Source organism: Shewanella hafniensis (genome assembly GCF_019655335.1).
Lineage (GTDB): Bacteria > Pseudomonadota > Gammaproteobacteria > Enterobacterales > Shewanellaceae > Shewanella > Shewanella hafniensis.
In genome coordinates, this window is the sequence record NZ_BPFD01000187.1 from 1 (window position 1) to 969 (window position 969).

At 43.3% G+C, this 969-nt stretch carries 2 tRNA genes and 2 rRNA genes; all 4 read left to right on the top strand.

What is annotated here, in order from left to right:
- A 16S ribosomal RNA gene (locus K5Q99_RS21820) occupies positions 1-112 on the top strand; the annotation flags it as partial.
- Between the two features lie 99 nt (positions 113-211).
- Positions 212-288 (top strand) — tRNA-Ile (locus K5Q99_RS21825).
- 138 nt (positions 289-426) lie between these two features.
- Positions 427-502, top strand: a tRNA-Ala gene (locus K5Q99_RS21830).
- Between the two features lie 366 nt (positions 503-868).
- Positions 869-969 (top strand): 23S ribosomal RNA (locus tag K5Q99_RS21835); the annotation flags it as partial.

Below are 969 nucleotides of genomic sequence, written 5' to 3' on the forward strand. Positions count from 1 at the left end.
AGAAGTGGGTAGCTTAACCTTCGGGGGGGCGCTCACCACTTTGTGGTTCATGACTGGGGTGAAGTCGTAACAAGGTAGCCCTAGGGGAACCTGGGGCTGGATCACCTCCTTACCTATACGACTAACTTAATGTTTGTTGAGTGTTCACACAGATTTGCTTGATAGAAGAAAGAGTAAAAAATGGACCTAGTTAAATAGGTTTATCAAAGATGGGTCTGTAGCTCAGCTGGTTAGAGCGCACCCCTGATAAGGGTGAGGTCGGTGGTTCAAGTCCACTCTGACCCACCAAATCTTCGTTCTCCTTTGTTAAATTAACACTCGTTTAGTGAACTAAACGTCGCGTTAATTTGCCGCGGATAACTCGATTTGGCAAACCAATCCTTTTAGAGGTTTGGAACATCTTACTTACTCGCACTGCATGTAAATGGGGCTATAGCTCAGCTGGGAGAGCGCCTGCCTTGCACGCAGGAGGTCTGCGGTTCGATCCCGCATAGCTCCACCATTTACACCTTATTCTGACTTTATTGCAAAGTAATAAGGCATATGCACTATGGATAGAGATGCCAAAGATAAACTGAAAAATTATCTTTGGCTTTTTTAAGCCCGCTCTTTAACAATTTGGAAAGCTGATAGTATTTAATTGCATGAGTCTGTCATGTGATTAATTACAAAACGATGTAAACGTGGAAACGTTTGCATCATGAGTTCTCAAACACTTTATTAAGTGTCTTGAATATTCAAAAGTAAATTATTCTTTATTGAATAGTTTACGTCTAAGGCGCGTCCACTTCTTTGGTCAGAAGTGAGACAAGTAAAACCAAGCTGGTCGCAATGCGGCGCAGGTGAGTGAAACTCATTTGGGTTGTATGGTTAAGCGACTAAGCGTATACGGTGGATGCCTTGGCAGTCAGAGGCGATGAAGGACGTAGTAACTTGCGAAAAGCGTTGGCGAGCTAGTAACAAGCATTT